24 protein-coding genes are annotated in these 23292 nt (G+C 70.0%); 8 read left to right on the forward strand and 16 right to left on the reverse strand.

The window, feature by feature from the left end; genetic code table 11:
• Positions 1 to 44: 44 nt before the first annotated feature.
• The 3 genes from AC1HFW_RS25885 (at position 45) to argE (ending at position 3843) form a co-directional block, all read left to right on the forward strand.
• Positions 45 to 1652, forward strand: coding sequence for a thiamine pyrophosphate-binding protein (locus AC1HFW_RS25885; protein WP_479285629.1), 1608 nt, complete (start codon positions 45 to 47; stop codon positions 1650 to 1652).
• Positions 1653 to 1717: 65 nt separating this feature from the next.
• Positions 1718 to 2683 carry a Bug family tripartite tricarboxylate transporter substrate binding protein gene (locus AC1HFW_RS25890; RefSeq protein ID WP_479285631.1) on the forward strand — a complete coding sequence of 322 codons (966 nt, stop codon included), beginning with the start codon at positions 1718 to 1720 and terminating at the stop codon, positions 2681 to 2683.
• Positions 2683 to 3843 (forward strand): acetylornithine deacetylase, encoded by a 1161-nt coding sequence (argE, locus tag AC1HFW_RS25895; protein WP_479285632.1) that lies wholly within the window; start codon positions 2683 to 2685, stop codon positions 3841 to 3843. Before AC1HFW_RS25890 ends, argE begins: the two co-directional genes overlap by 1 nt.
• A 12-nt stretch (positions 3844 to 3855) precedes the next feature.
• Here argE and AC1HFW_RS25900 read toward each other — a convergent pair whose 3' ends face one another.
• On the reverse strand, positions 3856 to 4803 hold the full coding sequence (locus AC1HFW_RS25900) for a DMT family transporter (RefSeq protein ID WP_035359496.1): 948 nt from the start codon (positions 4801 to 4803) through the stop codon (positions 3856 to 3858).
• A gap of 81 nt (positions 4804 to 4884) precedes the next feature.
• Between AC1HFW_RS25900 and AC1HFW_RS25905 the strand changes: the two genes are divergently transcribed.
• From AC1HFW_RS25905 to dsbG, 5 genes are all read left to right on the forward strand, one after another.
• Complete coding sequence (locus tag AC1HFW_RS25905; RefSeq protein ID WP_479285635.1) at positions 4885 to 6090, forward strand: CaiB/BaiF CoA transferase family protein; 1206 nt, start codon at positions 4885 to 4887, stop codon at positions 6088 to 6090.
• A 72-nt stretch (positions 6091 to 6162) separates the two neighbouring features.
• The gene (locus tag AC1HFW_RS25910; RefSeq protein ID WP_479285637.1) at positions 6163 to 7122 is read left to right on the forward strand and encodes a Bug family tripartite tricarboxylate transporter substrate binding protein; all 960 of its coding nucleotides are present in this window, start codon (positions 6163 to 6165) and stop codon (positions 7120 to 7122) included.
• Between the two features lie 71 nt (positions 7123 to 7193).
• Positions 7194 to 8399: a 3-sulfinopropanoyl-CoA desulfinase gene (gene acdA, locus AC1HFW_RS25915; protein WP_479285639.1), complete on the forward strand. Its 1206-nt coding sequence runs from the start codon at positions 7194 to 7196 to the stop codon at positions 8397 to 8399.
• A 139-nt stretch (positions 8400 to 8538) separates the two neighbouring features.
• Positions 8539 to 9003 carry a hypothetical protein gene (locus AC1HFW_RS25920; protein WP_479285640.1) on the forward strand — a complete coding sequence of 155 codons (465 nt, stop codon included), beginning with the start codon at positions 8539 to 8541 and terminating at the stop codon, positions 9001 to 9003.
• Between the two features lie 113 nt (positions 9004 to 9116).
• Positions 9117 to 9890, forward strand: coding sequence for a thiol:disulfide interchange protein DsbG (gene dsbG, locus AC1HFW_RS25925; RefSeq protein WP_479285642.1), 774 nt, complete (start codon positions 9117 to 9119; stop codon positions 9888 to 9890).
• A gap of 65 nt (positions 9891 to 9955) precedes the next feature.
• On the opposite strand, the gene AC1HFW_RS25930 is transcribed toward dsbG, so the two are convergent.
• From AC1HFW_RS25930 to AC1HFW_RS26000, 15 genes are all read right to left on the reverse strand, one after another.
• The gene (locus AC1HFW_RS25930; protein ID WP_061073412.1) at positions 9956 to 10723 is read right to left on the reverse strand and encodes an alpha/beta fold hydrolase; all 768 of its coding nucleotides are present in this window, start codon (positions 10721 to 10723) and stop codon (positions 9956 to 9958) included.
• A gap of 203 nt (positions 10724 to 10926) precedes the next feature.
• Positions 10927 to 11679 carry an anti-sigma factor family protein gene (locus AC1HFW_RS25935; RefSeq protein ID WP_225856558.1) on the reverse strand — a complete coding sequence of 251 codons (753 nt, stop codon included), beginning with the start codon at positions 11677 to 11679 and terminating at the stop codon, positions 10927 to 10929.
• Positions 11680 to 11681: 2 nt separating this feature from the next.
• Positions 11682 to 12200 carry a sigma-70 family RNA polymerase sigma factor gene (locus AC1HFW_RS25940; RefSeq protein ID WP_006391205.1) on the reverse strand — a complete coding sequence of 173 codons (519 nt, stop codon included), beginning with the start codon at positions 12198 to 12200 and terminating at the stop codon, positions 11682 to 11684.
• Between the two features lie 137 nt (positions 12201 to 12337).
• Entirely contained in the window at positions 12338 to 12814 is a 477-nt protein-coding gene (locus AC1HFW_RS25945) for a hypothetical protein (RefSeq protein ID WP_116519725.1), read from the reverse strand.
• 31 nt (positions 12815 to 12845) lie between these two features.
• A complete protein-coding gene (gene arsH, locus AC1HFW_RS25950) occupies positions 12846 to 13565 on the reverse strand; it encodes an arsenical resistance protein ArsH (RefSeq protein ID WP_479285644.1) in 720 nt (239 codons plus the stop codon).
• Positions 13566 to 13593: 28 nt separating this feature from the next.
• The gene (arsB, locus tag AC1HFW_RS25955; protein ID WP_479285645.1) at positions 13594 to 14673 is read right to left on the reverse strand and encodes an ACR3 family arsenite efflux transporter; all 1080 of its coding nucleotides are present in this window, start codon (positions 14671 to 14673) and stop codon (positions 13594 to 13596) included.
• 4 nt (positions 14674 to 14677) lie between these two features.
• Positions 14678 to 15178, reverse strand: coding sequence for an arsenate reductase ArsC (locus tag AC1HFW_RS25960; RefSeq protein WP_479285646.1), 501 nt, complete (start codon positions 15176 to 15178; stop codon positions 14678 to 14680).
• A gap of 15 nt (positions 15179 to 15193) precedes the next feature.
• The gene (locus AC1HFW_RS25965; protein WP_006391200.1) at positions 15194 to 15520 is read right to left on the reverse strand and encodes an ArsR/SmtB family transcription factor; all 327 of its coding nucleotides are present in this window, start codon (positions 15518 to 15520) and stop codon (positions 15194 to 15196) included.
• Positions 15521 to 15595: 75 nt separating this feature from the next.
• On the reverse strand, positions 15596 to 16714 hold the full coding sequence (locus AC1HFW_RS25970) for an acyltransferase family protein (RefSeq protein WP_479285647.1): 1119 nt from the start codon (positions 16712 to 16714) through the stop codon (positions 15596 to 15598).
• 13 nt (positions 16715 to 16727) lie between these two features.
• Entirely contained in the window at positions 16728 to 17555 is an 828-nt protein-coding gene (gene blaOXA, locus AC1HFW_RS25975) for a class D beta-lactamase (protein WP_479285649.1), read from the reverse strand.
• A 39-nt stretch (positions 17556 to 17594) separates the two neighbouring features.
• A complete protein-coding gene (locus tag AC1HFW_RS25980) occupies positions 17595 to 19307 on the reverse strand; it encodes a M56 family metallopeptidase (RefSeq protein ID WP_479285650.1) in 1713 nt (570 codons plus the stop codon).
• Positions 19304 to 19693: a BlaI/MecI/CopY family transcriptional regulator gene (locus AC1HFW_RS25985; RefSeq protein ID WP_006391195.1), complete on the reverse strand. Its 390-nt coding sequence runs from the start codon at positions 19691 to 19693 to the stop codon at positions 19304 to 19306. The genes AC1HFW_RS25980 and AC1HFW_RS25985 overlap by 4 nt, the downstream gene beginning before the upstream one ends.
• Before the next feature lie 102 nt (positions 19694 to 19795).
• A complete protein-coding gene (locus tag AC1HFW_RS25990) occupies positions 19796 to 20680 on the reverse strand; it encodes an ABC transporter permease (protein WP_479285652.1) in 885 nt (294 codons plus the stop codon).
• A 19-nt stretch (positions 20681 to 20699) separates the two neighbouring features.
• Positions 20700 to 21683, reverse strand: coding sequence for an ABC transporter permease (locus AC1HFW_RS25995; protein ID WP_479285653.1), 984 nt, complete (start codon positions 21681 to 21683; stop codon positions 20700 to 20702).
• Complete coding sequence (locus tag AC1HFW_RS26000; RefSeq protein ID WP_006391192.1) at positions 21680 to 23263, reverse strand: ABC transporter substrate-binding protein; 1584 nt, start codon at positions 23261 to 23263, stop codon at positions 21680 to 21682. The genes AC1HFW_RS25995 and AC1HFW_RS26000 overlap by 4 nt, the downstream gene beginning before the upstream one ends.
• Positions 23264 to 23292 lie beyond the last annotated feature (29 nt).

Raw genomic sequence — 23292 nt, forward strand, 5'->3', positions numbered from 1 at the left:
CGGCCGCTTCGCTTCCAGATCAACACCCTCATTCAGGAATCATCATGTCTACCGTTTCCCAAGTCATCGGCCGCCGTCTCCATGAGGCCGGCTGCCGCCACGCGTTCGGCATTCCCGGCGGCGAGGTGCTGTCGGTCATGCGCGGGCTGGACGATGCCGGCGTCAAGTTCACGCTGGTCAAGCACGAGAACGCCGGCGGCTTCATGGCCGAAGGGGTGTTCCATCGGTCGGGCGCGCCCGGCGTGCTGGTCGCCACGCTCGGGCCGGGCGTCGCCAACGCCGTCAACGTGGTGGCCAACGCCCTGCAGGACCGCGTGCCGATGCTGTTCATCACCGGCTGCGTCGACGAGGACGAGGCCGCCACCTACACGCACCAGGTGTTCGACCACGCGGCGCTGATGCGGCCGATCACCAAGGCGTCGCTGCGCATGACGGCGGGCGCCGCCGAGGCCATCATCGACAAGGCGCTGGCCATCGCCATGGACGATCCGCCGGGGCCGGTGCACATCGACGTGCCGATCTCGGTGGCCATCCAGGAAGCCGCGCCGGCCCGGGGCGCGCGGCGCGCGGCGCCGGCGCCGGTGGCGCCGGCCGCGACCGACGCGTTCGAGCAGGCGCGCGCCTGGCTCCAGGCCGCCCGCCGGCCGGTGATCATCGCCGGCGTCGAGGCGTTGCACCATCATGCCGAGGACGAGATCCGGGCGCTGGTGCACGACCTGAAGATTCCGCTCATCACGACCTACAAGGGCAAGGGCATCGTCGACGAGCGCGACGACATGGTCATCGGCGGCATGGGCCTGTCGCCGCAGGCCGACAAGATCGTGCTGCCGCTCATCCGCGACGCCGACGTCATCGTGCTGGCCGGCTACGACCCGATCGAGATGCGCGTCGGCTGGCGCAACATCTGGCCCGACGACGCGCGCGTGATCGAGGTGTCGGCGACGCGCAATACCCACTACATGCACCAGTCGGCGCTGACGTTCGTGGGCGACATCCGCCACAGCCTGGCCGCGCTCGGCGCCGGGCTCGCCGGGCAGTCGCTGTGGACGGCGGCCGGCGTCGCCGACCTCAAGCGCGCCATCGCCGCCATCTACCGCGCCGACGAGGAATGGGGCCCCGCCGCGATCGTCGACGTGGCGCGCGCCGAGCTGCCCGAGAACACCGTGGCGTCGGTTGACAGCGGCGCCCATCGCATCCTGCTGTCGCAGGTCTGGCAATGCCACGAGCCGCGCTCGCTGATGCAGTCGTCGGCCCTGTGCACCATGGGCTGCTCGCTGCCGCTGGGCATCGGCGCCAAGCTGGCCGATCCCGCGCGGCCGGTCGCCGTGTTCACCGGCGATGCCTGCCTGGAGATGACGCTGGGCGAACTGGCGACGGCGCGCGACGCGCAGGCGCCGGTGATCGTGTTCGTGTTCGCCGACGAGTCGCTTTCGCTGATCGAGATCAAGCAGCGCGCCAACGGCCAGCCCAACCTGGGCGTCGATTTCGACGGCACCGATTTCGCCGAAGTGGCGCGCGCCATGGGCGGCCTCGGCTTCGACGTCAGGAGCCGCGTCGAACTGGCCGCCGCGATCCGCGAATCGCTGGCGTCCTCGCGTTTCTCGCTGATCTCGTGCCGCATTCCGAGACAGGCCTACGACGGGCGCATCTGACCCACGCTTTGACGACCAGGCCCCTTTCGCGAGGGGCCTTTTCATAACCACAAGGGGAAACAACCATGAAGCGTCGCAGTTTCATCAAGGCGTGCGCGGTCTCGATGGCCGTCGCGCCGGCGGTGCGGGCGGGCCAGGACCGGGTCATCCGGATCATCGTGCCGTTCGCGCCCGGCGGCTCGGCGGATCTCATCCCGCGCCTGGTGGCCCAGGCGATGGCCGAGAGCCTGGGCGACACCGTCATCGTCGAGAACAAGGCGGGAGCGGGCGGCGCGGTGGGCACGCTCTACGTGTCGCGGTCGGCGCCGGACGGGCTGACGCTGGGCGTGGCCACCGTCAGCACCCATGCGATCCAGCCGGCCGTCATGGCCCGCCCGGGCTACCACCCGCTGCGCGATTTCTCGCCGATCTCCAACCTGGCCGACGTGCCCAACATCATCTCGATCAACCCCAGGGTGCCGGCCGGCGACATGGCGGCGTTCATTGCCCTGGCCAGGCGGCCGGACCAGGACCTGATGTTCGGCTCGCCCGGCGTCGGTTCGCTCGGGCACATGATGGGCGAACTGTTCGTGCAGGCGACGGGCGCGCGCCTGCGGCACGTGCCGTACCGGGGCGCGGGGCCGGCGCTGCAGGACGCCATCGCCGGTCACGTGACGGTGCTGTGCGACAACCTGCCGGCCTCGCTGCCGCACGTGCAGGCCGGACGGCTGCGCGGGTTGGCGGTGGCATGGCCGGGACGGGTGGCGCAATTGCCGGACGTGCCCACCTTCGCGCAGGCGGGCATCCCGGTGCTGAACGACCCAGCCTGGTTCGGCCTGGTCGGGCCGGCCGGCATGGCGCCGGCGCAGGTGGCGCGGCTGCAGGGCGCCGTGACCGCGGCGCTGGGCCGCTCCGAGGTGGCGGCGCGGATCGCCGAACTGGGCGCGGTGCCGCGCGCCAATGCGCCGGCCGAGTTTTCGCGGCAGATCGGCGCCGAGCTGGAAAAGTGGCTCGCCGTCGCCCGCAAGGCCGGCATTTCTCTGGAGGCCTGATGGAATCCCCGATCCGCGATTGCAGCGCCGCCGCGCTGTCCTGGCTGGCGCACCTGGTGGCCTGTGAAACGGTATCCGGCGCTGCGTCCAACCTGGACCTGCTGCGCCGGGTGGATGGCGCGCTGCGGGGCATGGGCTTCGCCATCCGCTACACCTACAGTCCCGACCGCCAGCGCGCCAACCTGTACGCCAGCCTGGGCGGCGACGTCGGCGGCGTGCTGCTGTCGGGCCATACCGACGTGGTGCCGGTGGCCGGCCAGGAATGGTCGCGGCCGCCGTTCACGCTGACGCGCGAAGGCGACCGGTTGTTCGGCCGCGGCGTGTGCGACATGAAGGGCTTCCTGGCCTGCGTGCTGGCGGCGCTGGAGCGCCTGGACCGCAAGGCGCTGCGGCGGCCGGTGCACGTGGCGTTCACCTTCGACGAGGAGATCGGCTGCGTCGGCGTGCGCAGCCTGCTGGAAGACCTGCATGTCTTCGGCATCCGGCCCGAGGCCTGCGTCGTCGGGGAGCCGACCGGGATGCGCGTGGTGCGGGCCCATAAGGGCCGCCACGCCCTGCGCTGCGCCGTGGTCGGCCGCGCCGAGCATTCGTCCCTGAGCGGCACCGGCGTGAACGCGGCGGAAGTGGCGTGCGCCCTGGTGGCGGAGATCGCGCGCCAGGCGGACCAGCTGGCGCAGGGCGAAGGAGACGCGGATTTCTACGTGCCGTATTCGACCCTGGCGGTGTGCCGGGTGCAGGCCGGCCAGGCCACCAACGTCATCCCGGAACGCGCGGAGTTCGATTTCGACTTGCGCTTCCTGCCGTCGGCGGATCCGGACGCGGTGCTGGCGCCGATCCACGCGCATGCCGCCGATCTGCAGCGCCGCATGCGCGCCAGGGTGGCGTCATCGCGGGTCGAGGTGTCGCGGCGCACGGCGGTGCCGGCGCTGCTGCCCACGGCTGCCGAGGATGCGATCGTCGAACGCCTGTTCCGGGCCGGGGCCGCGCGCGGCAGCCACGTGGCGTTCACCACCGAGGCCGGGCTCTACCAGGCCGCGGGCATCCCCACCGTGGTGTGCGGGCCGGGCGATATCGCCCAGGCCCATACCGCCGACGAGTTCATCACGCTGGCGCAGCTGGCGTTGTGCGAGGACGTGCTGGCGCGTCTGCTGGCGTCGTGACGGCGGCCGGACTCAGGTCTTGCCGGCGGACGCCTGCTGCCGGCTGCGCCGCTCCGCGCGGCGCCGGCCCAGGTGCATCAGCGCCATGCCGGAAATGGCCAGGGCCGCGCCCAGGAACAGGCTCGGGCTGGTCGCCTCGTCCAGCCACAGGCTGGAGAACAGCACGCCGAACACCGGCACCAGCGTGATGTAGCCGGAGGCCGCGCCGGCGCCCAGCGCCTTCACGCCCTCGAAGTACCAGGCGTAGGCGATGGCGGTGGCGCCGAAGGCCAGGGCGGCCAGGCTGCCCCAGGCGTTCAGCGGCGCATTGCCGAGCGCCTGCCAGGCGGCGGGGCCTTCGAAGCCGAGGCTGGCGAGCAACAGCAGCAGCGCGCCGATCACGGTGGTGACCGTGGTGGTGGTCAACGCGTCCACGCCCTTGAGCACCAGCCGGCCGATCAGGGTGTAGGCGACCCAGCAGGCGACGCAGCCGAGCAGCAGCAGTTCACCGATGCCGAGCGTGCCCGGCAGGGCGGCGCTCGAGCCGCCGCTGATGGCGATGTAGGCGCCGATGGCCGACAGCACCATGCCGGCCAGGATGGCCGGGTTCAGGTGCTCGCGGAACAGGATGGCGGCCAGCAGCAGCGTGGCGCCGGGATTCAGCGTCACCACGATGGCGGCCTTGCCGGCCGGCACCAGCTGCAGGCTCAGCATGAAAAAGCTCGAATAGCCGAACACGCCGGCCAGGGCGGCGGCGGTCAGACCGAACCACTGGCGGCCGCTCAGCTTGCGCAGGTCGCGCAATGCCGAGGCCCGGTGCATCCACAGCAACAGCACCACGCTGGCGAACAGAAAGCGCAGGCTGGCCGCGGCCAGCGGCGCCATCGATTGGGCCACCACCTTGCCCCACGACCACGACGCGCCCCACAGCGCGGCCATGCCGACCAGTCGCAGGTGCGTGGCCATCAATGCGTTTTTCATGTGCGGCTCTTGAAAAAAATCTCAATTGAAGGTGAGCGAGGTGAATTCTAGACTGCCCCGACATCATTCATGGAGACAGGCATGCAGTCGTTGACCCCCGGCGCGCTCGATGGCGTGCGCATCCTCGATCTTTCGCGCATCCTGGCCGGTCCCGGCGCCACCCAGCTGCTGGGCGACCTGGGTGCCGACGTGGTCAAGGTCGAGAAGCCCGGGGAGGGCGATGATACGCGCAAATGGGGACCGCCCTACATCGTCGGCAAAGACGGTCGTGAGACGGACGAAAGCGCCTACTACCTCAGCGCCAACCGCAACAAGCGTTCGATCGCCATCGACATCGCCAGCGACGACGGGCGCGCGCGGCTGCACCGCCTGCTGGCGCGGGCCGACGTGCTGGTGGAGAACTACAAGGTCGGCGGGCTGGCCCGCCACGGCCTGGACTATGCCGCGCTGCGCGAGCGCTACCCGCGCCTGGTGTACTGCTCGGTGACCGGCTTCGGCCAGACCGGACCCTACGCCACGCGCGCCGGCTACGACTTCCTGATCCAGGGCATGGGCGGCATCATGAGCCTGACGGGCGAGGCCGACGGCACGCCGATGAAGGTCGGCGTCGGCATCGCCGACGTCATGACGGGCATGTACGCCGCCGTCGGCATCCTGGCCGCGCTGCGCCACCGCGATGCGACCGGCCAGGGGCAGCATATCGACATCTCGCTGCTGGACAGCCAGATCGCCTGGCTGGTGAACGCGGGCACCAATTACCTGGCGAGCGGCAAGCTGCCCGCGCGCCTGGCCAACGGCCATCCCAATATCGTGCCCTACCAGGTGTTCGAGACGGCCGACGAGCCGATGATCCTGGCGGTGGGCAACGACGCGCAGTTCCGCCGCTTCTGCGAAGTGGCGCAGATCGAGGACGTGGCGCGCGACAGCCGCTTTTGCACCAACGTCGCCCGCATCCAGCACCGCGAGGCGGTCTGCGAACGGGTGCAGGCGGCGCTGCGCACCCGGCCGCGCGGCAGCTGGCTGCGCAGCCTGGAGGCGGTGAACGTGCCCTGCGGGCCGGTCAACAACCTGCGCGACGTGTTCGACGATCCCCATGTGCGGGCCCGCGGCGCCCATCTGCGGATGGACTGCGAATGGGCCCGCGACGGCGCGGTGAACCTGCTGGCGAATCCGCTCAAGCTGTCGGCCACGCCGGTGTCGTACCGGCGTCCGCCGCCGCGACTGGACGAGCACGTCGACGAGATCCTGCGCGACTGGGACGGAGACGGGGCGCAGCGGGCCGCCTGAGCGCCGGCCACACAGATCCATTGCAGCAGAAACCAGGCCCCGCTTCGAGGGCCGGTCCACCAGGAGACAGAGATGGACAGGAGACAGTTGTTGTTGCTTGCCGCCGCCGCGCCGTTCGGGCGCGCCCTTGCCGCCAGCGGATATCCCGCGCAGACGATACGCCTGGTCGCGCCCTACGCGCCGGGCGGCACCGTGGATATCCTCTCGCGGCAGCTGGCCGAGCCCATGCGGGCCGGGCTGGGCCAATCGGTGATCGTCGAGAACCGTGGCGGCGCCGGCGGCACGCTGGGCGCGGACGCGGTGGCCAAGGCGCGTCCGGATGGCTACACCATCCTGTTCGGCGCGGTGCACCACGCGATCGCGCAGTCGGTCTATCCACGGCTGGGCTACGACATCCGCGACATGACCGCGGTGGGCTTCCTGGGGCGCGTCAACCACGCGCTCATCGTCAACAAGGACCTGCCCGCCAGCAATGTGGCGGAACTGGTGGCGCTGCTCAAGGCCAACCCGGAAAAGTACAGCTACGCCACGCCTGGCGCCGGCACCATGCAGCATCTCATGGCCGAGTACTTCAAGAGCGTCACGGGCACGCAGATGATGCACGTGCCGTACCGCGGCTCGGCGCCCGCCATCGTCGACATCATCGCCGGCAACGTGCACATGATGTTCGAGACGATGCCGTCGGCCATCCAGCACATCCGCGCCGGCAGCGTGCGGGCGATCGCGGTGACTTCGTCGCAGCGCTCGCCCAGCCTGCCCGACGTGCCGACCATCGCCGAAAGCGGCGCGCGCAACTACGACGCCACAAGCTGGTACGGCATCTACGCGCCGCCCAAGACGCCCGAGGCCATGGTCGCGGCCTTGAACAAGGCGATCAACGAGGCCTTCTCCAACCCGGCGTTCGTCACCCGCTGGGTGGAGCTGGGCGCGGATGCCGGCGGCGGCTCGCCGGCCGAACTGGCGCAATTGACGCGCACGGAAGTCGAGCGTTGGGCGCAGGTCGCCAGCGGCGCCAACATCAAGGTGGGCTGACGGCCGGGATCAAGCGGCGCTGACCGTCCGTGCCGCGGCAAATTTCTTTTCAAGGGTGGCAAGGAGTCATCATGGTGGTACTAACGAAGGAACAGTTGGCGTTGCGGCAGCGCGCCCGCGAGCTGGCGCAGCAGGTGTTCAGGCCGACCGCGGCCCAGACCGACCTGAGCGAGCAATATCCGTGGAACAACGTGCGGCAGCTGTGCGGGCACGGCTTCATGGGCATGACCATCCCGCGTGAATACGGCGGGCAGGGCCGCAGCCACCAGGACACGATCATCGTGGTCGAGGAGATGGCCAAAGCCTGCGCCACCATGGGCCGCATCACGGTCGAGGCCAACATGGGCGCGATCGGCGCCATCATGCAGTACGGCACCGACGAGCAGAAGCGGCGCGCCGCGGCCTGCGTGCTGGCGGGCGACAAGCCGGCCATCTGCATCTCGGAGCCGCAGGCGGGCAGCGCCGCCAGCGAGATGACCACGCGCGCCGTGCGCCACGGCGACGACTACCTCATCAACGGCGAGAAGTACTGGATCACCGGCGGCGGCGTGTCGCGCCTGCACCTGATCTTCGCCCGCGTGATCGAGGAGGGCGTCGACCTGGGCATTGGCGCCTTCATCCACATCAAGGATGATGCCGACGCCCGCGACGGGCTGGAGGTCACCAAGCGGTCCTATGCGATGGGGGTCAGGGGCATCCCCGAGACCTACCTCCGCTTCACCGACCTGAAGGTGGCCAAATCGATGCTGGTGGTGCCGCCCGAGGGCCTCAAGCGCGGTTTCGCCGGCCTGATGCAGGCCTACAACGCGCAGCGCGTCGGCGCCGGCACCGTGGCGCTCGGCATCGCGCAGGGCGCATTCGAGGAAGCGGTGGACTACGTCAGGCAGCGCCACCAGTTCGGCCGTCCCATCGCGGAATTCCAGGGGCTGCAATGGATGATCTCGGACATGGCCATCCAGCTCAATTGCGCGCGCCACATGCTGCACGCCGCCGCCAACAGCGGCACGCCGGCGACCTTCGGCTTTCCCGACCTTTCGCTGGCCGCGCAGGCCAAGATCGTGGCCGCCGAGACGGCGCAACGGGTGACCAACGACGCGTTGCAGTTGCATGGCTCGTCGGGCTATGGCCGCGACCTGCCGATGGAGCGCCACGTGCGCGACGCCCGCATGTTCACCATCGCCGGCGGCACCGCGCAGATCCTGCGGACCCAGGTGGCGTCCTCGATCCTGGGCATGAAGCTGCCGCAGACGCGCGACGGGTATCTGCGGAGCCGGTGATCGCGCGGCGCGGAAATCCGGTTGCGTTCGTCTTGAATTGCCGCTCCGCTCGTGGCATAACCGTGTTGAATGTTTCGCCGAAACAAAAACACGGGAGTCGTGCGTGCCGATAGATTTCGAACCGATCGAGCAGGCGTTCATGCAAACCCTGCGAGCGCAGCCGGCGTTCGCGGGCTGGAAGACGCGGCGCAAGCGTTGCCTGTGGCGGGCGCTGGCCGACGGCGTGGAGCAGGGCGTGGAACTGCTGCGTTACCGCGATTCGTTCGAGAACCGCCAACTGGTATCGCTGGGGCTGTACGTGTCGGTTCCCTGCGAGCGTGAGTGGCCGGTCTATGTGCCGGCCGACGTGTGGAACAAGGGGCGGCTTTACCGCCGCGCCTGCCTGGTGCCGGGTCAGGGCCTGGTGGCCGAGGCCACATTGGGCAGCGGCGCGGTGGTCGAGCTGTGCTCGCCCGCCGACCTGGCGGGCTGGCTGGCCACGCTGCCGGCCGACATCGATCGGCATGTCGGTCCCTGGTTCAAGCAATACGACACGCTGGCCGCCGCTTCGTATGAATACGAGATTCCGCGCTGGCGTCTGCAGCAGGCCGGGCTGCTGCCGTAGCGTCGCCCTGGCCTCTGTACGATGAAATGACAGGGCTGTGGGTATCATTCAACCCTTGTGTGCTGGCGGCGGCCGCGCCCGTCGCCCCATTTCAGCAGAAACCAGGAGTCCCCATGATTCGATCGCATGCGCCCAGCCGCTTCCTCTTCGCCGTCGTCGCCTTGCTGGCGGCCGCCGGTAGCCACGCCCAGGGCCCGGACCGGCCCGCCGTGCTGAAGGCGCTGGAGGGGCGCGGGCTGCGCGTGGTGGAAGAGTTCAAGGTTGGCGGCGACCTGCGCGCCTTCGCCGGCGTGGCGGGCGACCAGCCCGTGGCGATCTACGTCACCCGCGACGGCAACGCCATTGTCGGCGCCCGCCTGGACGCCGAGGGCAAGCCGCTGGACGACGCCAAGCTGGAAGCGCTGGTCAGCAAGCCCATGGGCGACCAGGCCTGGGCGCAGCTCGAGAAATCGACCTGGGTGCTGGACGGCAAGAAGGATGCGCCGCGCATCATCTATACCTTCAGCGACGCCAACTGCCCCTATTGCCACAAGTTCTGGGAAGCGGCGCGGCCGTGGGTGGACTCCGGCAAGGTGCAGCTGCGGCACGTGCTGGTGGGCGTGATCCGGCAGGACAGCCCGGCCAAGGCCGCGGCCATCCTGGGCGCGGCCGATCCGTCCGCGGCGCTGATCGAGAACGAGCACAAGTTCAACAATGGCGGCATCACCCCGGCCAAGAGCGTGCCCGACAATATCGGCAAGATACTCGACGACAACCAGGCGTTGATGGTGTCGCTGGGCTTTCGCGGCACGCCCGGCATCGTCGTGCGCGACGACACCGGGGCGATCAAGAAGTACAACGGCATGCCGCAGGCCGCCAAGCTGGCCGAGGTGTTCGGGCCGCGTTGACGCGGCCCCTCCGGCGCCGTGAGCGGCGCGCGGCGGCCCGGCACAAGGCGGCCGGGCTTGCCGGATCACCCCTTGCGGCCGGCGGCCTGCAGGATCAGGTTGGTGATCTCGTCGGGATGCGACAGCAGCGACAGGTGGCCCGACGCCAGCTCGATGGTGTGGGCGTTCATGCGCTTGGCCAGGAAGCGCTCCAGCTCGGGCGAGGTGGTGCGGTCGTTGGTCGAGACCGCGTACCAGGTGGGCTTGTGGCGCCATGCCGCCTCGGTGGTGCGCGAGGCGAACAGCGTGTCCGAGATCCGGCCCTGTTCGGCATACAGCACGCGCGCCTGCACCGGGTCGAGGTCGCCGGCGAAATCATGCAGGAAGGCCTGTTCATTCAATTGCGCGAAGCCGCCGGACTTGACCAGACCGGCGCTGGCCGGCGGCGTGGGGAACTTTGCGGCCAGCGCGCCGTAGTCTTCACCGGCGTCGGGCGCGCGCGCCGCCACGTACACCAGCCCGGCCACCTTGGGATCGTTGCCGGCCTGGCTGATCACCGTGCCGGCCCACGAATGGCCCACCAGGATCGTCGGGCCGTCCTGCAGCGCCAGGGCGCGCTGCGTGGCGGCGGCATCGTCGGCCAGCGACGTCAGCGGATTCTGCACCGAGGTCACGTGCAGGCCGGCCTTCTGCAAGCGCTCGATCACGGCCGACCAGCTCGAGCCGTCGGCGTAGGCGCCATGCACCAGCACGACGTTGCGGATGGGAGCGGCGTCGGCGGCCGACGCGGTGTGGGCGAGGCCGGCGCCGGCCAGGGCGAGCGCGGCGGCGATGAGAGTGTGCTTGATCTTCATGGGATGTCCTTCGGTTCTCGGTCGGTAAGGGGCATGCAGGCCAGGGGCGTCCGGCGCGATGTCGCCGGCGTCTGCCTGTCCGCCGTAAGACGAACGGGCCGCGGGCTTATTCCCGCGAGATGAAAAAAAAGCCGCCCGGTTCGGGGCGGCTGGATGTCGGGCCTTGCGCGGCGGTCTGGGCTGGCTGGCTTGGTCGGGCTGACTCAGGCGTCCGGCGCCACCGCCTGCTGCACCGCGCGCGCGGCCGGCGTATCGCTCGGACTGACCACGCCGTAGAAGTAGCGCCCCTGTTTCCAGTACTGCGCCGTCAGGTCGCCGTCGCGCCGCTTGCCGTCGCCGAAATTGACCACGCCGCCGGGCGGGCGCACGTAGTACAGCACCGACTCGCCCGCCGGGTTCTGGTACAGCACCATCGCCGCCGGCCCGTACTCCGATGACATCAGGCGTCCGCCCACCGGCTGGAAGCCGAAAGCGTTGAAGTCGGGCAACGGCGCCGGCTGCACGAAGTGCCGGTTCAGCCAGGCCTGCAGCTCGGCCGGCTGGCTGGAACGGAAGTCGACCATCGACGGCGCCGCGTCCGAGGCGAACATGCGGTAGGCCTGCACCGCGTCGGCCATGGGCAGGTAGTTGGCGCGGATGGCGGCGTCGCGGACCTGCCAGCCGCCCACGCTGCCCAGGCCCAGCATCAGCACCAGCGAGGCGGCCAGCGCCATGGCGCGGCGCCGGCGGGCCGCCTGGGCCAGGCGGATCTGCGCCGGGTCCAGCCGCGGCGGCGCCACGAAACGGCCCAGGTCGGCGTGCTGGCGGCGCAGGCCGTCGGTCTGCTGGCGGATCGCGTCGACCTCGCGGGCGGCGTCGGGGTGGTCGGCCAGGTAGCGCTCGACCTCGCGGCGGCGGTCGGCGTCCAGCTGGCCATCGGCGTAGGCATGCAGTTCTTGATCGCTGGGAGTCGGCATGGTCATTTCATCAATCGCAGGGCAGGCTTGGCGGCCACGTGGCCTTCCGTGATATCGCGCAGCGCCTTGCGCGCGCGGGACAGCCGGGACATTACCGTACCAATGGGAATATCGAGCACGTCGGCGGCTTCCTGGTAACCCAGGCCTTCCACCGACACCAGCAGCAGCAGGCTCTGCTGGTCGGTGGACAGGCGCGCCAGGTCGCCCAGCGCGGCGCGCGCCAGGGCCACGTCCTCGGCCGACGGCGCCACCGGCTCGGGCGCGCCGCTGAAGAAGTCGAGGATGCGGGCATAGCGCTTGCCGCGCCGCTGGCTGTCCAGGAAGCACCGGTACAGGATCGAGAACAGCCAGGCGCGCAGATCGCCGTCGGCGCGCCGGCCGCCGGCCCGCGACAGCGCGCGCTCCATGCACGACTGCACCAGGTCGTCGGCGTTGGCCACGTCGTGGGTCAGCGACAGCGCGAAGCGGCGCAGCCGCGGCAGCACCTCGCGCAGATCATCGTCGGTAAAGCCGCCAGTCATGGGGAAACAAGCCTTTCACGGGTACAGGGTTGCCGTAAGACGACTGACGGTCGGGTTTATTCCCGGCCTTGGCGGGAATATTACATTTGGACGCTTGGGGCGGGAATCCCGGCCCGTTCACCCAGGTTGGGGACGGTTCAATAGCGGCCCGGCGGAAGCGCGTCCGCGAGATACGCCGGCGCATCGGGCCGCGCCGTCAGCATGTGCCGCACCCAGGCATCGCGCTCGTGGGCGGTCACCACCAGCTCCCAGACGCAGGCCAGCGCCGGGGCGGTGACCGGCGTGAAGGCTTCGGGCCGGGCCAGGGGCGCCGACAGCATGCGCTGGCACACGATGCCGCCGGTGATCCACCAATCGACCAGCAGCCAGACGGCTTCCTGGCCCACGTGCACCATGCAGAAGCCGAGGCCATGGCCGCGCGGGTCTTGCGCCTGTTCTTCCAGCGCCGCGCCGACCGCGGCGCGCGCGGCCGTGGCGATGGCGTCCGTGAGCAGCGGGGCCGCCTGCGCCGGCGCGTGATGGATGCCATAAGCCTTGATGGCATGGCCGGCAAGGCGCCAGGTGCCAAGCGGTTCGATGTGGCGGGGCAGGTAGGGTTCGGGCGGTTGCGTCATGGGGGCGAGTGGCGGCAAGGATGCCGTCATTCTATTCGGCCCTGGCGCGCGATTCGTTCCACGTCGACAACGCCCGGGCGCTTCCCTTGCGTTCGCTGTAGCGGTCGGTCAGGTACGGGGCCACGTCGCGCGTGAGCAGCGTGAACTTCATCAATTCCTCGATCACGTCGACGATGCGGTCGTAGTAGGGCGACGGCTTCATGCGGCCGGCGTCGTCGAATTCCTGGTGCGCCTTGGCCACCGACGACTGGTTGGGAATGGTCAGCATGCGCATCCAGCGTCCCAGGATCCGCATCTGGTTGACGGCGTTGAAGGACTGCGAGCCGCCGGATACTTGCATGACGGCCAGCGTCTTGCCCTGCGTCGGGCGCACCGCGCCCACCGACAGCGGAATCCAGTCGATCTGCGTCTTCATCAGTCCGGTCATGGCGCCGTGGCGCTCCGGCGAACTCCACACCATGCCCTCGGCCCATTGCACCAGCGCCTGCAGCTCGCGGACCTTCGGATGGTCGGCGCTGCCGGGGGCGTCGACCAGCGGCAGGCCGGTCGGATCGAAGAGCCGCGTCTCGCCACCCAGGGCTTGCAGCAGGCGCGCGGCTTCCTCGGCGGCCAGCCGGCTGTAGGAGCGTTCGCGCAGCGAGCCGTACAACAGCAGGAAGCGCGGCGCATGGCGCGCGCGGACGGGGTCGAACAGCGCGGCGGCGTCCGGCCGCGCGAACAGGGCGGCATCGAGGTTGGTCAGGTCGGTCAAGCAATGTCTCCGAGTGAAAAGGGGCGGGTCAATGGCGCGCCAGGCCGGCGTCGTACCAGCCCTTGCTGCGGTTGACGACCCGCACCACCAGCAGCATCACCGGCACCTCGATCAGCACGCCCACCACCGTGGCCAGCGCCGCGCCCGACTGGAAGCCGAACAGGCTGATGGCCGCGGCCACGGCCAGTTCGAAGAAATTGGAGGCGCCGATCAGGGCCGACGGGCAGGCGATGCTGTGGCGCTCGCCGACCTTGCGGTTTAGCCAGTACGCGAGTCCCGAGTTGAACAGCACCTGGATCAGGATCGGCACCGCCAGCATGGCGATCACCAGCGGTTGGCCGAGGATCGCCTGGCCCTGGAAGGCGAACAGCAGCACCAGCGTCAGCAGCAGCGCCGCCATGGAGAATGGGCCGATCCGCGCCAGCGCGGCATCGAAGACGGCCGCCCCGCGGCGCAGCAGCGCGCGGCGCCACAGTTGCGCCAGGATCACGGGAATCACGATGTACAGCCCCACCGATACCAGCAACGTGTCCCACGGCACGGTGATGGACGACAGGCCCAGCAGCAGGCCCACCACGGGGGCGAAGGCGAACACCATGATGGCGTCGTTGAGCGCCACCTGCGACAGCGTGAACAGGGCGTCGCCGCCGGTGAGCCGGCTCCAGACGAACACCATCGCGGTGCAGGGCGCCGCGGCCAGCAGGATCAGGCCGGCGATGTAGCTGTCCAGCTGCTCGGCCGGCAGCCAGGGCGCGAACACCTGGCGGATGAACAGCCAGCCCAGGAAGGCCATCGAGAACGGCTTGACCGCCCAGTTGATGAACAGCGTCACGCCGATGCCGCGCCAATGGCGGCCGACCTGGCCCATCGCCGCGAAGTCGACCTTCAACAGCATGGGGATGATCATCACCCAGATCAGCAGGCCCACCGGCAGGTTGACCCGCGCGAACTCGAGCCGTCCGATGGCCTGGAACGGCGCGGGCAGCAATTGGCCCAGCGTGATGCCCAGCACGATGCAGAGCAGGACCCACAGCGTGAGATAGCGTTCGAACAGGCTCAACCCGGGCGCGCGCCGCGAGGCGGGCGCCGACTGCGTTTGCGACGTCATCGGTCTACTCCCGCGTATTGCCGATGCCGCGCAGTTCGGCCTGCAACGACAGGGCGTCGAGCTTGTCGTGCGGCAGCGACAGGAACAGTTCGATGCGGCGCTTGAGCATGCGCGCCGCGTCATGGAACGCCTTGGCGCGCTCCGCCTCGTTGCCTGCATGGCCGGCCGGGTCCGGCACGCCCCAGTGCGCGGTCAACGGATGTCCGGGCCAGAAGGGGCAGACCTCGCCGGCGGCGTTGTCGCAGACCGTGATGATGAAATCCATCCGCGGCGCGTCGGGCGCGGCGAATTCATCCCAGCTTTTGCTGCGGTAGCCGTCGACCGGCAGCGAATACGAGACGAGCGTGGCCAGCGCGAGCGGATGGACCTCGCCCTTGGGCGTGCTGCCGGCGGAATACGCGCGGAAGCGGTCGCCGGCCAGGCCGTTGAGCAGCCCCTCTGCCAGGATCGAGCGGGCCGAGTTGCCCGTGCAGAGGAACAGCACGTTGAAGGGGCGGGATGACATGGGGATAACTCCAGTTCAGCAGGTGGTGCAGGCGCCGGGGGCGTTCACTTCGCAGGGTTCGCCCTGGCAGCAGTGTTCGGTGAGATAGCCGAGCAGGCCGTTCATGCGGGCGTAGTCGGCGCGGTAGATCAGGTTGCGGCCCTGTTGTTCGACCGTCACCAGGCCTGCGTGGGCCAGCTCCTTCAAGTGGAAGGAGAGCGCGTTGCGGGCCACGCCGAGCTGCTCGGCCAGCACGCTGGGCGTGAGGCCGGGCAGGCCGGCCACGACCAGCGCGCGGAAGGTGCGCAAGCGTTGCGGATGGGCGAGGGCGCCGAGGGCGGAGACGACATGATCTTCATTCATGATTCGATAATACAACGATTATTGAATCATTGGGGGTTTTTTCTCATCGGTAGCTGATCCTGCGCGCGCCATTGGCTAGCGCGGCCCGCCGCGCTCCACCCCGAACCTTCGTCGTAGCGCACGGTTCAACGGCGTGGAATAGCCGCGCGCCACCCACGCGCCCAGCAGGCACGCGCCGATGAAATAGGCCAGCAGCAGGCCGAGCCTCTCGTCTCCGGTGAATTGCGCCGGCGGCAGCCAGGCGCGCAGCAGCCCAAGCACCAGCAGGTGCAGCAGGTAGATCTCGTAGCAGTCGCGGCCGCAGCGCCGCAACAGGCGGCGCGCCAGCCCGGGCGGCGCCTGTTGCGCCGTTGTTCCCCCGAGCAGCAGCAGCGCCGTTCCCAGCGCCATCGCGCTGACGCCCAGCACGTTGCTCTGGCTGATCGGCCAGGCCAGGTACAGCGTGGCCATGGTGATGGCCGCCAGCGGCCGCACCAGCGGGCCTTGCAGCGCCGGCCAGGGCCGCCGCCGCGACAGCATCGCCGCGCAGCAGCCGATGGCGATGGCGTCGAAACAGGCGAGATAGCCATAGAGGTACGCTTCGCCGTCGCCCTGGCTGGCAAGGCGGTAGAGCGGGCCGGCCACGATCAGCAGTGCCGCCAGCGCCAGCAGCCGCGCGTCGCGCCGCAGCCACGCGCAGGCCAGCGGAAACAGCAGGTAGAAGGCCATCTCGACCGACAGCGACCACATCACGCCCAGGGCATAGTTGATCCAGCCCGCGCGGATGACCAGCACGTTCATCCACGCGCCGAGCGCAGCGGCGTTGGTGGTCCAGAGCGAGACCCCGCTGTCCGCGCGGTTGCCGAACAGCGGCAGGCCGGCCAGCGCCAGCGCGTCGACCGCCAGCAGCGTCAGCGCCAGCGTGGGCAGGATCCGCGCCAGGCGCAGCAGCCAGAACGACGCCGGCCGGATGGCGTCCAGCCGGCCCCAGCGCTCGAGCGCGTTGCGGGTGATCAGAAACCCCGAGATCACGAAGAAGATCGTCACGCCGTAGTTGCCGTTGCGCGCGATGGCCTGCGGCAGCGGCCAGCCGGGCAGGCCGGCCAGCAACGTGTCGCGCAGCGGATAGGCGATATTGAAGTGGTGCAGCAGCACCAGCAGGATCGACAGTCCGCGCAGGGTGTCGATGCCGTCATCGCGCGTCTCGGCGTTCATGGTCGGCGCCGCCTTATTTGCGCGGCGCGTCGGCCATGGCGGGCCAGTCGCGCATCAGGTCGTCGCGGGCGCGCAGGCCGGCGTTGGGCTTGGTGGCCTGCTCGTCCTGCACCAGGCGGGCGAACACCAGCTGGCGGCCGTCCTTGCGCGCCCAGCCGACGAACCAGCCGTAGGCGTTGGCCGCCGTGTAGACGCCGTTGCTGCCAGGCGAGCCGGTGCCGGTCTTGCCATACAGGTGCCAGCCGCCGGCTTCGCCGACCTCGAACAGGTTCTCGGCCAGGTCGTAGGCCGCCGCCTTGACCGGCAATTGCCGGTTGACCAGCTTGCGCAAGAACGCCAGTTGTTCCAACGGAGAAATCCGCAGCGACGAGTTGATCCATGCGCCGTCCAGGCCGTTGTGCTTGCCGGGTTCGCCCGAGACGTCCTCGTTGCCGTAATGGAAGGCCGAGGCATAGCGCTGGAAGCGCTCCTGCCCCAGCGCCCGGGCGGTCAGCTGCGAATACCAGACCACCGAATACTTGATCCAGCGCGCCGGATCCGTGGGCTGGCGCCAGGCGTCGCCGCCCCAGTCGGGGTAGCCGGGCTGGTAGTTCCAGACCGGCGCGTGCGGGCCTGTCAGGATGCCGGCGTCCGCGCCCATCAGGGCGATGGGCAGCTTGAAGGTCGAGGCCGGCGTGTAGCGCGCGGCGCAGGCTTGTTGCGTGCCCTGCTGGTACACGATGCGGCCGTTGGCGGCGTCGGCCACCACGGTGCACAGGACGGCCGCCTGGGCGGGGGCGCCGGCCAGCGCGGACAGGGAAAGGGCCGCGCCGAGAGCGGTCGAAAAGAGGCGAACGGTCATGATCGATGAAGCGTGGTGGGGAAAAACGGGGAAGGACGCTCAGGCGCGATCGGGGTGGCCGTTGAGCAGGACCAGCGTCAGGTCGCGGTCGTCGATGTGGATGCGCATGGCCAGGCAGCGCCCGGCATCGGTCGAGGTGCCGGTCTTGGACAGGCGGATGTCCCAGCCCTGCGCGCCGACCAGCGGATTGGTGTTGTGGTAGCGGAGCTGGTTGCCGGCCGTGTCGACCGTTTCGGCGAGCGCGGTGGTGTCGCGGGCGATCTGCGGATAGGCCGCCGCCGCGCCGACGATGCGGCCGATGTCGGCGGCGCTGGCGCGATTGGCATTCGACAGGCCGGTCGGTTCTTCCAGCGAGGTGTGTTCCAGGCGCAGCGCGACGGTTTTGCGTTGCAGGGCCTGGGCGAAGGCCGCCTCGCCGCCCGGGTAGGTGCGCGCCAGCGCGTGGGCGGCGCGGTTGTCCGACGCCATCAGCGCCAGCTTGAGCAGCGTGTCCAGCGTCACGCTGGCGCCGACCGGCAGCGGCGACGCGGCGCCGGTGGCGGTGGCGCGCGCATCGCGCTCGTCGATGCGGATGGGGCGCGACAGGTCGGGCGCCGCGTCCAGCACCACCATGGCGGTCATCAGTTTGGTCAGCGAGGCGATCGGCACGGCGTCGTGTTCGGCGCGGCCAAGCAGCGTGGCGCCCGAGCGGCTGTCCAGCAACAGCACGTGCGCGGCGCCGCTGGCCTCGATCAGCGCCTGGACGCCCGGCAGCCGCGCCAGCAGGCGTTGCGTTTCCTGGGCGGAGAGCGGCTGCGGCGGTCCGGCCGTCAGCGCCGACCAGGCGCCGAAGCCCGCCAGCGCGCAGGACAGCGCCAGCACCGGCAGGGCCACCGCGCGCCGGGCGCGCAGCGTATCGGGGCGCACCAGGCGGCGGATGCGGTCGAGCAATTCACCGTCGCGGGCGCCGGGCGCCACCGGCACCGGCGCGCCAGCGCCGGCGTTTTCCAGGGCGTGCAGCGCGCGCGCCAGCGGCATGGGGCCACCGATCAGGGCCGCGGCCATCTGGTCGGCGATGCGTTCGCGTTCGATCCGCAGGCGGCGCGACAGCCACCAGATCGACGGATGGAAGAACAGCAGCACCTCGGCCGCATGCTGCAGCAGGTTGACCAGATAGTCGTGGCGCCGCACGTGGGCCAGCTCATGCGCCAGCAGCGCGGCCAGCAGGTCCGCTGGCATGCCGGTGACGAGCGAGGCCGGCACCAGGATCACCGGCTTGAGCCAGCCGGCGGTGACCGGCGTGGACAGGTGGCGCACCACCCGCAGGCCGACCGTGCGCGACAGCCGCAGGCGGCGCGCCATGTCCGCCACGCGCACCTGCCAGGCGGGATCGTTCCAGGGTTCGCTGGCGCGCAGCACGCCGCGCAGCCAGCCCAGTCCCAGCAGCACCCGCAGCGCCGCGAGCGCGCTGCCGGCCAGCCAGGCCAGCGCCAGCCACAGCGGCCAGGCCGTGGCGGCCGCATCCGCCGCTGACGCGGCCGCGGCGGGCAGAGGCGCCGGCAGGCCGCGCCAGGCCAACGCCACGTCGGTCACGCCGATGCCCACGCCGGCGAACAACGCCGCGGCCAGCAGCGCATAGCGCAGCCGGGCATCGCCGGGACGCGTCAGCGCCAGCAGCGCCAGCGTGGCGGCGTGCAGGCACAGGATTTTCCAGGCCACCGCCGGCAGGCTGCCGCCGAGGGTCCAGGCCGTGGCGAGCAGGAAGTCGGTCACAGCTTGCCGTCGCGCAGCAGGGCTTCGATTTCCGCGCGCTCTTTCTTGCTGACGTGGCCTTCGCGCAGGGCGGCCAGCACCAGCGCCTTGCCCGAGCCGGCGAACGCCTTGCCGATCAGGTCCTTGACCAGCCCGCCCTGCGTCGCCTTCTGGCTCTGGGCGGCGGCATAGACGTGCGAACGTTCGCTTTCATCGCGCGTGAGCAGGCCCTTGCCGTGCATGATCTGCATCAGCCGCAGCACGTTGGCGTAGGTCAGGCTGTCGCGCCCGGCCGCCATCGCGGCGTGGACCTGCTTGACGGTGGCGGGGCCGGTTTCCCAGAGCGCCTGCAATACGTCGAGTTCGGCGCTGGTCGGCTTGGCGCCGGCGGGTGGGTTGGAGGTCATGAAGAAAAGGAAGTCGACAAAAGGCCGATCTAGAATAAATGTTCTAGAAAAGTTTGTCTACTTCCGTTTCCTGCCGCATGGGAGCGGCAGGCCGGCCGGGCTTCAGCGCGACAGCCGGGGGTTGAACGCGTCGTTCAGCGCGTCGCCCAGCAGGTTCAGCGACAGCACCGTCAGGATGATGGACACGCCCGGCAGCGCCGCCAGGTACCAGGCGGTGCGCAGCATCTCGCGGGCGTCGCCGATCATGCTGCCCCACGACACGGCGTTGGGATCGCCCATGTTCATGAAGGACAGCGCCGATTCCATCAGGATGGCGTTGGCCACCAACACCGAGGTCGTCACGATCACCGGCGGCAGCGCGTTCGGCAGGATCTCGCGCAGCGCGATGCGGGCATGGCTGAAGCCCAGGCTGCGCGCCGCCTGCACGAATTCGGATTCGCGCAGGGTGCGGAATTCGGCCCGTACCAGCCGTGCCACCACCGGCCAGGAGGCCACGCCGATCGACAACGCGATCACGGTCACCGAGGGCCGCGCGATCGCCACGATGACCACCACCAGCAAGAAGGCGGGAATGGTCTGCAGCAGCTCGGTCACGCGCATCAGCGCCACGTCGACCCAGCCGCCGAAATAACCGGCCGCCGCGCCGATGGCGATGCCGATCACCAGGCTCAACAATGCCGCGGTGACGCCCACCGTCAGCGACACGCGCGCGCCATGGGCCAGGCCGGCGGCCACGTCACGGCCCATGGTGTCGGTGCCCAGCCAGAACTCGTGGTCCTGTCCGGGCCACAGGATGGGCGGCCCCATCATGTCGAGCGGGTCGTGCGGAAAGACCCAGGGCGCGGTCAGCGCGGCCAGCAGGATCAGGAGCAGCAGCAACGCGCCGGCCACGGCAGCCGGGTTGGCCAGCAGGCGGCCCGGCGCGCCGCGGCGCAGTCGGGGCAGGGGGGCGGCGGGCGCCGGCGCGGAAGCGGATTGAGCGGTCATGGCGAATCGGAAAAAAAGGTCAGCGCACGCGGATGCGCGGGTCGAGCAGGGTCTGCAGCAGGTCGACGACGATATTGGCCACGATCACCAGCAGCGACGACAGCACCAGAATGCCCAGCAGCACCACGTAGTCGCGCGCCATCACGGATTCGTAAGCCAGCCGGCCCAGGCCGGGCCAGCTGAACACCGTCTCCACCACCACGGCGCCGCCCAGCAGCGTGCCGACGTTCAGGCCGGCCACGGTGGTGACCGGGATGAGCGCGTTGCGCAGCACGTGGCGCAGCGCCACCGCGCGCGGCGTCAGGCCCTTGGCGTGGGCGGTGCGCACGAAGTCCTGGCGGTTCACCTCCAGCATCGAGGCGCGCGTCAGGCGGGCGAAGATGGCGACGTAGAAGCCGGTCAGCGCCAGCGTCGGCAGCACCAGGTGGCGCGCCACGTCCAGCGCATGGGCCCAGCCGGTGGCGCCCGAGCCGATGGTGGACACGCCGCCGGGCGGCAGCCAGCCCAGCTTGACCGACAGCAGGATGATGGCCATCAGCCCCAGCCAGAAACCGGGCGTGGAATACAGCAGCAGCGCCGCCAGCGACAGCACGCGATCGAGCCAGCGGCCGGCGAAGCTGGCCATGACCGCGCCCAACGCGATGCCGGCCGCCAGCGCGCAGGCCAGCGCGCTGCCCATCAGCAGCACGGTGTTGCCCAGGCGGCTGAAGATCTGCTCGGACACAGGCAGGTTGTAGCGCGGCGACACGCCCAGGTTGAGCGTGGCCAGGTCGCGCAGGTAGGTGCCCAGCTGCTGCAGCACCGGCTGGTCCAGCCCGAAGTGGCTGCGCAGCGCCGCCATGCTGGCCTCGGTGGCCGAGCCGGACTCGGCCGCGATCACGTCGGCGGCGTCGCCCGGCACGGCCTGCAGCAGGAAGAAGCTCAGCAGCACCACGCCGATCACAGTCGGCACGGCCTGCAGCAGCGACCGTCCCAGGACGCGCAGGGAACGGGAGGCGCTCATTGCAGGTAGACGTCGGCCAGGTTGGATTCCACCCCGTCGGCCGTGAGCGAGTGGTCATGCACGCGCTGGTTGGCGATGGTGATGAACTCCGGCTGGTACAGGTTCAGGTCGGGCACCTCGCGCGCCACGATCTGCTGGAACTCCTTGAACAGCTGCACGCGGCGGGCCGGATCGTTCTCGACCGCCGCGGCTTCCAGCAACTGGTCCACCTTCGGGTTCTGGTAGTGCGTGCCGTTCGAGAACGGCACGCCCTTGATGAAGTTCTTCGACCAGTACAGCCGCTGCACGCCGACGGTGGGATCGAACAGGTTGCTGGCGCCGTTGGTGGTGAAGGCGAAGTCACGGTCGGTGTAGACGCGCTTGATGAAGGCCGAGGCGTCCTGCGCCCGCACCGTCACCGCGATGCCGACGCGCGCCAGCGTGGTGCGCAGGTAGTCGGCCAGGCGCGGGCCGTCGGCGCCGATCGGGTTGTAGTCCAGCGGCACGCGAAAGCGCACGCCGTCGGCGCCCTTGGGATAGCCGGCCTCGTCCAGCAAGGCGTTGGCGCGCTTGAGGTCGAAGGGGTAGGGCGTGGGCGTCGGGTCGTTGTAGGTCTTCAGGCCCGGCGCGATGGGCGAATACGCCACCTGGCCGACGCCGTAGTTCACCACCTTCAGGATGACGTTGCGGTCGATGGCGTGGGCCACCGCCTGGCGCACCTTCTCGTTCTTGAAGTGCGGATCGTCCAGGTTGAATTCCAGGCGCGTGACGTTGTACGAGTAGCTGTTGCCCTTGGTCTCGAAGCGCAGCGACGGCACCGCCTTCAGGCGCGCCAGATCGGCCAGCGGCACCGGAGTGCGGTAGCCCAGGTCGGCGGTGCCGGTCTCGAAGGCGATGGCCGCCGCCGCCGGGTCGGCGACGATGCGCACGATCAGGCGGTCGATGTAGGGCTTGGGCTTGTCCCAGTAGTCGGGGTTGCGTTCGTAGACGATGTGGCTGCCGCGCACCCATTCCTTGAACTTGTACGGGCCGGTGCCGATCGGCGCCGAGGTGGCCGGGTTGGTCAGCGGATCGGTGCCTTCGTAGAGGTGCTTGGGGATGATCGGCGTTTCCGTGGCGACGAACGCGCGGATCAGGTAGGGCGCCGGCTTGGACAGGCGCAGCACCACGGTGTGATCGTCCGGCGTTTCGATGGCGGTGACGTTGGCGAAGGTGTTGCGGCCGCGCGGGTGGATCTTCTTGAGCAGCTCGATGGAGAAGGCCACGTCCGCCGCCGTGAACGGCTTGCCGTCATGCCACTTGACGCCCTGGCGCAGCGTGAAGGTGTACACGGTGCCGTCGGGGCTGATGTTCCAGGCGGTGGCCAGCTGCGGTTCGGGATTCAGGTCGTAGTCGTACTTGAGCAGGCCTTCGGTGACCTTGGCGCTGACGCTGAGGATCGGCGTGGCGACGTTGCCCACGGTGACCAGCGCGGTGGGTTCGGACGGCAGCAGCAGCGTCAGCGTGCCGCCGCGGGTGGGTTCGGCATGGAGGTGCGGGCTGGCGGCCAGCAGCAGGCCGGCAAGGGTCAGGCTGAGGAAGGAACGGCGGGTTGGCTTCATGATCGTCGGGTAGGGCAATGAGGTGGGCC

This window comes from Achromobacter sp. ISS7 (assembly GCF_056523125.1).

Coding starts and splice junctions, on each gene's coding strand:
- AC1HFW_RS25885 (WP_479285629.1), top strand. CDS start 45: ATGTCTACCGTTTCCCAAGTCATCGGCCGCCGTCTCCATGAGGCCGGC.
- AC1HFW_RS25890 (WP_479285631.1), top strand. CDS start 1,718: ATGAAGCGTCGCAGTTTCATCAAGGCGTGCGCGGTCTCGATGGCCGTC.
- argE (WP_479285632.1), top strand. CDS start 2,683: ATGGAATCCCCGATCCGCGATTGCAGCGCCGCCGCGCTGTCCTGGCTG.
- AC1HFW_RS25900 (WP_035359496.1), bottom strand. CDS start 4,803: ATGAAAAACGCATTGATGGCCACGCACCTGCGACTGGTCGGCATGGCC.
- AC1HFW_RS25905 (WP_479285635.1), top strand. CDS start 4,885: ATGCAGTCGTTGACCCCCGGCGCGCTCGATGGCGTGCGCATCCTCGAT.
- AC1HFW_RS25910 (WP_479285637.1), top strand. CDS start 6,163: ATGGACAGGAGACAGTTGTTGTTGCTTGCCGCCGCCGCGCCGTTCGGG.
- acdA (WP_479285639.1), top strand. CDS start 7,194: ATGGTGGTACTAACGAAGGAACAGTTGGCGTTGCGGCAGCGCGCCCGC.
- AC1HFW_RS25920 (WP_479285640.1), top strand. CDS start 8,539: ATGCAAACCCTGCGAGCGCAGCCGGCGTTCGCGGGCTGGAAGACGCGG.
- dsbG (WP_479285642.1), top strand. CDS start 9,117: ATGATTCGATCGCATGCGCCCAGCCGCTTCCTCTTCGCCGTCGTCGCC.
- AC1HFW_RS25930 (WP_061073412.1), bottom strand. CDS start 10,723: ATGAAGATCAAGCACACTCTCATCGCCGCCGCGCTCGCCCTGGCCGGC.
- AC1HFW_RS25935 (WP_225856558.1), bottom strand. CDS start 11,679: ATGCCGACTCCCAGCGATCAAGAACTGCATGCCTACGCCGATGGCCAG.
- AC1HFW_RS25940 (WP_006391205.1), bottom strand. CDS start 12,200: ATGACTGGCGGCTTTACCGACGATGATCTGCGCGAGGTGCTGCCGCGG.
- AC1HFW_RS25945 (WP_116519725.1), bottom strand. CDS start 12,814: ATGACGCAACCGCCCGAACCCTACCTGCCCCGCCACATCGAACCGCTT.
- arsB (WP_479285645.1), bottom strand. CDS start 14,673: ATGACGTCGCAAACGCAGTCGGCGCCCGCCTCGCGGCGCGCGCCCGGG.
- AC1HFW_RS25960 (WP_479285646.1), bottom strand. CDS start 15,178: ATGTCATCCCGCCCCTTCAACGTGCTGTTCCTCTGCACGGGCAACTCG.
- AC1HFW_RS25965 (WP_006391200.1), bottom strand. CDS start 15,520: ATGAATGAAGATCATGTCGTCTCCGCCCTCGGCGCCCTCGCCCATCCG.
- AC1HFW_RS25970 (WP_479285647.1), bottom strand. CDS start 16,714: ATGAACGCCGAGACGCGCGATGACGGCATCGACACCCTGCGCGGACTG.
- blaOXA (WP_479285649.1), bottom strand. CDS start 17,555: ATGACCGTTCGCCTCTTTTCGACCGCTCTCGGCGCGGCCCTTTCCCTG.
- AC1HFW_RS25985 (WP_006391195.1), bottom strand. CDS start 19,693: ATGACCTCCAACCCACCCGCCGGCGCCAAGCCGACCAGCGCCGAACTC.
- AC1HFW_RS25990 (WP_479285652.1), bottom strand. CDS start 20,680: ATGACCGCTCAATCCGCTTCCGCGCCGGCGCCCGCCGCCCCCCTGCCC.
- AC1HFW_RS25995 (WP_479285653.1), bottom strand. CDS start 21,683: ATGAGCGCCTCCCGTTCCCTGCGCGTCCTGGGACGGTCGCTGCTGCAG.
- AC1HFW_RS26000 (WP_006391192.1), bottom strand. CDS start 23,263: ATGAAGCCAACCCGCCGTTCCTTCCTCAGCCTGACCCTTGCCGGCCTG.